The following is a 5395-nucleotide window of genomic DNA, read 5'->3' as shown; positions in this document are numbered from 1 at the left end:
GGGTCGATCACCATCGGGGGGGGATTGTTGTAGGTTTTCACGGGTTTGCCCAAGTGTTGTGCCAGGAGCAAATCGCGAGAAGAATGCGGGCGGGCCAAAACAGGGAGAGCACTCAGCCCCACCCAAAGCACCACCATCAGCACAGCTAACTTCACCAGGCTGGCCAACTTAGATCGCGCACGCACAATTCTTGCAGGAAAGCTCCATCCCCATCGTACCAGGATTCTGTCCTAGCCTAATTTTCCCCGGACTTGGATGGAGACTTGGCCCGCCGCACCAGCCAATAACTTACCGAGAGGGCCAACGTCGCTGCCCCCAACCCGATGAGATCTAACCCCCCCAGCTTCTCGAAATCGAAAATGATGATCTTGCGGGCCACCGCGATCAAAGAGGTGACGATTACCAACTCCACCTGTACCACTTGCTTTTGCAAGTAGGCGGTGATGTTCTCTAGAATTTCCAGCGCAATCAAAATATTTAAAAAGAGGCCGAAGATCTCGATCAAAGTCGTGGAGAAAAACCCAGTTGGCTCCATCAACAAATCTGCCACCAAGAACCGGGCCAAGTCCACCACTGCTACTACGATTAGCCCGATCATCAAAATTGAAAGCAGCTTCGAGATCAGGCTTTCGATGCGGGCAATGGCCCGCAAAAAGGGATCCTCCTCTTCTGTCTCGTGGGGATTGTGCAACAGCCACTTGAGAAACCGCATCGCCAACCCCGACAGATCCAAACCCTTATGTCCTGATCCTGAGACAACATTATCCGTCCCAACCGTCTTGCCGGGAAGCAGGCAGGGATCCCTTGGGGCGATGATTGCGACACCGCTCAGAACAGTATTTCACCTCCGACCAACAGTCGGCCCACTTTTTGCGCCAGGTGAAGGGTCGCTGACAGGTGAGACAAATCTTGCTGGGCAAATCCGATTTCTTCCGTTGGCGTGGCATGGTGCACTGCAAAACAAGGTCAACTCTGTAGTCAGCTTAACAATCTTATTGGATGCTGACCGTTACCATCACGGGGGTGCTTGGCCTGCGCCCCACCTTAGCAAAAGCTGAAGTCTGAACCTAGAGAAATCGAGTAGCCTCTTGAAATCCGGCGAGATCTCTGCCCTGTGTCTGCAGGGATCCCTGAAGGAAGTTGGGTTTGCTGAAAGGTTAGCCGCCTCCATCCTGTACTGAGTAAAGTTCTTAACACCCGCTTGTGAACTTGAGCTTGAGTTTGTATGAAATCTCAACCAAATGGGACGAATGTAGCTGTTCAGAACTCTCCTCCTCCACTGAAGCGGGTTGAGGTACGGCTCAGCAAACCCGGCAACCGAGCGACCCAAGCCTCGCTTTCGGAAGACTCAGTGGGCGTATTTTTGCGGGAAATGGCTCGCTACCCACTCCTCAATGCCGAGCAGGAAGTGAAATTGGGACGGCTGATTGCAGAGGGGGGAGCCGCCGGGGAACGGGCGAAACGGGAATTGGTTAGGGCCAACCTGCGCCTGGTGGTCTCGATTGCCAAAAAGTACTTAAATCGCGGTGTGCCGTTTCTGGATCTGATTCAAGAAGGCACCATTGGCCTGATCCGAGCCGCAGAAAAATTTGAGTACGAACGCGGCTACAAGTTTTCCACCTACGCCTACTGGTGGATTCGCCAAGGGATCACCCGCGCCGTTGCCAATCAGGGGCGCCTGGTGCGGATCCCGGTGCACATGGTAGAAAAGCTCAACCAGGTGAAGCGGATCCGGCGGGAGCTGACCGAGACCCTAAACCGTCGCCCCACCCAAGCGGAAATTGCCGAAGCTCTGGAGATTTCCCCCGACAAGCTGGACGCTCTCTTAACCCTCTTGGAAGCCGGTCGCCAAACTCTTTCGCTGCATACTCCGGTCGGCAAAGAGGAAGATACGGAGCTGATGCAGCTTATCGAGGCCGCCAACGGCCCCACTCCCGAATCGCAAATGGACTTGTACCTGCTGTCTGCCCAACTGGAAGAAATGCTGGAGCAGCTCAGCCCCCGAGAGCAAGAAATCCTCAAGCTCCGCTATGGGCTGAAAGATGGCCACCTGCACACTCTCTCCGAAATTGGTCAGCTCTTCGGCCTGTCTCGAGAGCGCGTCCGACAAATTCAAGCACGAGCCATGCGCAAACTGCGCCATCCACGCCGACAGGAAATTTTGGCGGACTGGATGACCTCGTTTTAGGCAGTAGGCCACGGCTGCTCCACAGGCGAAACCCAGGATTCCGCAGCAGTTTATGTTCAGCAAAGCTCTGCAGAACCAGGACCAGAGGCGTGCCCCCACTTTTGGACAAGGGATCTGTCAACTAGCCCATCTTCTGCAACTGCAGGGGGTGAGGCTGAGGGCGGCTGCGCAGGGCAGCTTCGATCAACCCCAAAAAGAGGGGGTGGGGGCGGTTGGGGCGGGAGCGAAACTCCGGATGGAACTGGGTGGCGATGAAAAAGGGGTGGCTGGGCAGCTCGATAATCTCCACCAAGCGGTTATCCGGCGAGACGCCGCTGATAACATAGCCGGAGTCTAGAAAAAGGCTGCGGTAGGCGTTATTAAACTCGTAGCGATGGCGGTGGCGCTCGTAGATGATGGTCTCGCCATACAGCTTGGCCGCTAGGGTATTGGGCATGATGCGACAGGGATAGAGGCCCAGCCGCAGGGTTCCCCCCAGATCCTCTACATCTTTCTGCTCCGGCAGCAGGCTGATGACAGGGTGGGGGGTATCGGGATCAAACTCATAGCTATTGGCCCGCTCCAGGTGGGCAATGTGACATCCCCAGTCGATCACCGCGCACTGCATGCCCAGACACAGCCCTAGGAAGGGAATGCCTTGCTCGCGCACGTAGCGGATGGTAGCCACCTTGCCCTCGATGCCGCGATTGCCAAACCCCCCCGGCACCACTACCCCATCCACACCAGCCAGTAGGGCTTCCGGCCCCCGCTCCTCGACTTCCTCAGAAGAGATCCAGCGCAGGGTGACACCGGCATTGAGGGCTAGCCCAGCATGGCGCAGGGCCTCGGCCACGGAAAGATAGGCATCTGTAAGGCGCACGTATTTGCCGACAATGGCAATCTCCACCTGCTCTTGGGGGTGGTGCAGCCGCTGCACCAGGAGCTCCCACTCCCGTAGATCTGGCTGCTGCGGATCCAAGTTGAGAATCTCCAGAACCCGCTGCGCCAACCCCTCCTGCTCTAGCACCAGAGGCACGTCGTAGATGCTGGGGGCATCCTGCGCCTGGATGACGCATTCTACCGGCACGTCACAAAACTCGGAGATCTTCTCTTTGATGCTGCGGGGCAGGGGCTGCTCGCAGCGGCACACCAACACATCTGGCTGGATGCCAATGGAGCGCAACTCCTTGACCGAGTGCTGGGTAGGCTTGGTTTTCATCTCCCCTGCCGCCTTGATCAAAGGCACCAGGGTGACATGCACATAGGCCACGTTGGCCCGGCCCACATCCTTGCGAAATTGGCGGATGGCCTCCAAAAAGGGCAAAGACTCGATATCTCCCACCGTGCCCCCCACCTCCACCAGCACCACATCGGGGTTGGTCTCGCGGGCCACCCGCCGGATGCGCTCTTTGATCTCTTGGGTAACATGGGGGATCACCTGCACCGTGCTGCCCTGGTAATCGCCGCGCCGCTCTTTGTGGATCACGGCCTGGTAGATGGAGCCGGTGGTAACGTTGTTGAGCTTGGACATGTTGGTGTCGGTGAAGCGCTCGTAGTGGCCCAAGTCCAAGTCCGTCTCGGCGCCATCGTCGGTAACAAACACTTCCCCATGCTGGTAGGGGCTCATGGTGCCGGGATCCACATTGATATAGGGATCCAGCTTCAAAATCGACACCGTGTAGTTGCGGGATTTGAGCAGGCGACCCAAGCTAGCCGCCACAATGCCTTTGCCGATGCTGGAGACCACTCCGCCCGTGACGAAGACAAACTTGGTCATAGCTTGGATCCCTTGCCTTTTTTTGATTATGCCAGGGATCCCTTAGCGCAGAGAGCGGATGGGGCCGTTGTAGAGGATGGTGGTTTGAAAGGTGCGCCTGTCCACCCGCACCTGGGTTTCAATGCTGGGCTGGACAAAGCCGGGCTCTCCCCCCCGGAAGGTGAAGATCCAAGCATCTTCAAACTCTTCAAACGGCGAGTCGATGGCTGCCCCGTGCATGGAAGCTTCGGCGCGATAGCGCTGCAGGCCCCCATTGGCGATCTCGGCAGCTTGGCGGGCCAGGTTTTTGGCGCGGTTGAGATCCCGGAAGTAGCGGCTGATCTCCTCAAAACTCCCCCTGGGCAGCGGTCGCTGGGGAGCAGGGGTTGCCGGCACAGGCCGGGGATCCGGCACAATGGGCAGGGTGGGAATGTCCGGGCTGGGGGGCAAGGGTTCGACGGGGATGGGAGTTCCAGAGGGGAAAAGAGGGGTGATCACCTGCGCTTGGGCAGCCCTTCCAGCCAGAAGGGATCCCCACAGGAGAGCCATACCGACGGAGCTGACAGTAGAGACAAGAAAAGTGGGCTTCATGGAGCCATTCCTCGCAAAAGTTCTGGGTTGAGAGACGCTGCAGCTCTTGAATGGGATCCTATCGATTCAGTTCCTTACAACAGCAGAGTCAAAAGCCTCTCCTCTCCTTCCAACCCCGGTCACAGGCTTGGGTCGTTCACGCAACCTCGGCTGCTGTCAGCAATGTCTGCTAGATTTTTGGAGAGGATCCCTGGCCACAGTGGGAGGATCGGGGTTCAGCAGGAGCAGCCATGGAGTTCGTCACCCTCGCAGATGCAGGGCTAAGGTTGAGCCGGGTGGGCCTGGGCACTTGGGCGATGGGCGGCGGCTGGTGGGGCCCTTCCGACCGCCAGGAATCTTACACCACGATTCGCAAAGCCATTGATTTGGGCATAACCACCTTCGACACCGCTCCCATCTACGGACTGGGTGTTTCGGAGGAAGTGCTGGGGCAAGCGATCAAAGACTCAGGTTGCCGCGATCGGGTGGTTCTCGCCACCAAAGCGGGACTGGAGTGGACAAACAACAAAGTGGTGCGCAACTCCAGCCTGCCTCGCTTGGCCCAAGAACTGGAGGATTCTCTGCGCCGCTTGCAAACAGATGTGATCGATCTCTACCAAATTCATTGGCCGGATCCCTTGGAACCGATCGAAGAAACGGCGGCGTTTCTGGGGCAGTTGCTGCAGCAGGGCAAGATCCGCGCCATTGGGGTCAGCAACTTTTCCCCCGAACAGATGGATCGGTTTCGCCGGGTGGCTCCTCTGCACACCGCCCAGCCCCCCTACAACCTGTTCGAGCGGCAGATTGAAGCAGAGGTCTTGCCCTACTGTCGAGAGCATGACTCTAGTCAATAATAAGCTCAACTATACTGAAAATAATGTATAATATGTTCAGTACGGATT

7 protein-coding genes are annotated in these 5395 nt (G+C 57.4%); 2 read left to right on the top strand and 5 right to left on the bottom strand.

Annotation, left to right across the window (positions count from 1 at the left end):
* The 3 genes from NW837_RS02950 to NW837_RS02940 form a co-directional block, all read right to left on the bottom strand.
* Positions 1-185: hypothetical protein (locus NW837_RS02950; RefSeq protein ID WP_414329190.1), on the bottom strand; the 185-nt coding region annotated here is incomplete at its 3' end.
* Positions 186-235: 50 nt separating this feature from the next.
* Positions 236-712: a phosphate-starvation-inducible PsiE family protein gene (locus NW837_RS02945; protein WP_414329191.1), complete on the bottom strand. Its 477-nt coding sequence runs from the start codon at positions 710-712 to the stop codon at positions 236-238.
* A gap of 49 nt (positions 713-761) precedes the next feature.
* Positions 762-947 (bottom strand): DUF2256 domain-containing protein, encoded by a 186-nt coding sequence (locus NW837_RS02940; protein ID WP_041437321.1) that lies wholly within the window; start codon positions 945-947, stop codon positions 762-764.
* A gap of 278 nt (positions 948-1225) precedes the next feature.
* Between NW837_RS02940 and NW837_RS02935 the strand changes: the two genes are divergently transcribed.
* Positions 1226-2188, top strand: a complete 963-nt coding sequence (locus NW837_RS02935; protein WP_414329189.1) for an RNA polymerase sigma factor RpoD/SigA — start codon at positions 1226-1228, stop codon at positions 2186-2188.
* A 121-nt stretch (positions 2189-2309) separates the two neighbouring features.
* Here NW837_RS02935 and NW837_RS02930 read toward each other — a convergent pair whose 3' ends face one another.
* Together NW837_RS02930 and NW837_RS02925 are read right to left on the bottom strand one after the other, a co-directional pair.
* Positions 2310-3944, bottom strand: a complete 1635-nt coding sequence (locus tag NW837_RS02930; RefSeq protein WP_414329188.1) for a CTP synthase — start codon at positions 3942-3944, stop codon at positions 2310-2312.
* Positions 3945-3986: 42 nt separating this feature from the next.
* A complete protein-coding gene (locus NW837_RS02925) occupies positions 3987-4514 on the bottom strand; it encodes a hypothetical protein (RefSeq protein ID WP_414329187.1) in 528 nt (175 codons plus the stop codon).
* Positions 4515-4744: 230 nt separating this feature from the next.
* On the opposite strand from NW837_RS02925, the gene NW837_RS02920 reads away from it, so the two are divergent.
* The gene (locus tag NW837_RS02920) at positions 4745-5347 is read left to right on the top strand and encodes an aldo/keto reductase (RefSeq protein ID WP_414329186.1); all 603 of its coding nucleotides are present in this window, start codon (positions 4745-4747) and stop codon (positions 5345-5347) included.
* The last annotated feature ends 48 nt before the right edge of the window (positions 5348-5395 follow it).

Source organism: Synechococcus sp. R6-10 (genome assembly GCF_047461815.1).
GTDB lineage: Bacteria > Cyanobacteriota > Cyanobacteriia > Thermostichales > Thermostichaceae > Thermostichus.
The sequence above is the reverse complement of the archived record's forward strand: the minus strand, read 5'-3'. Positions and strand labels throughout refer to the sequence as shown.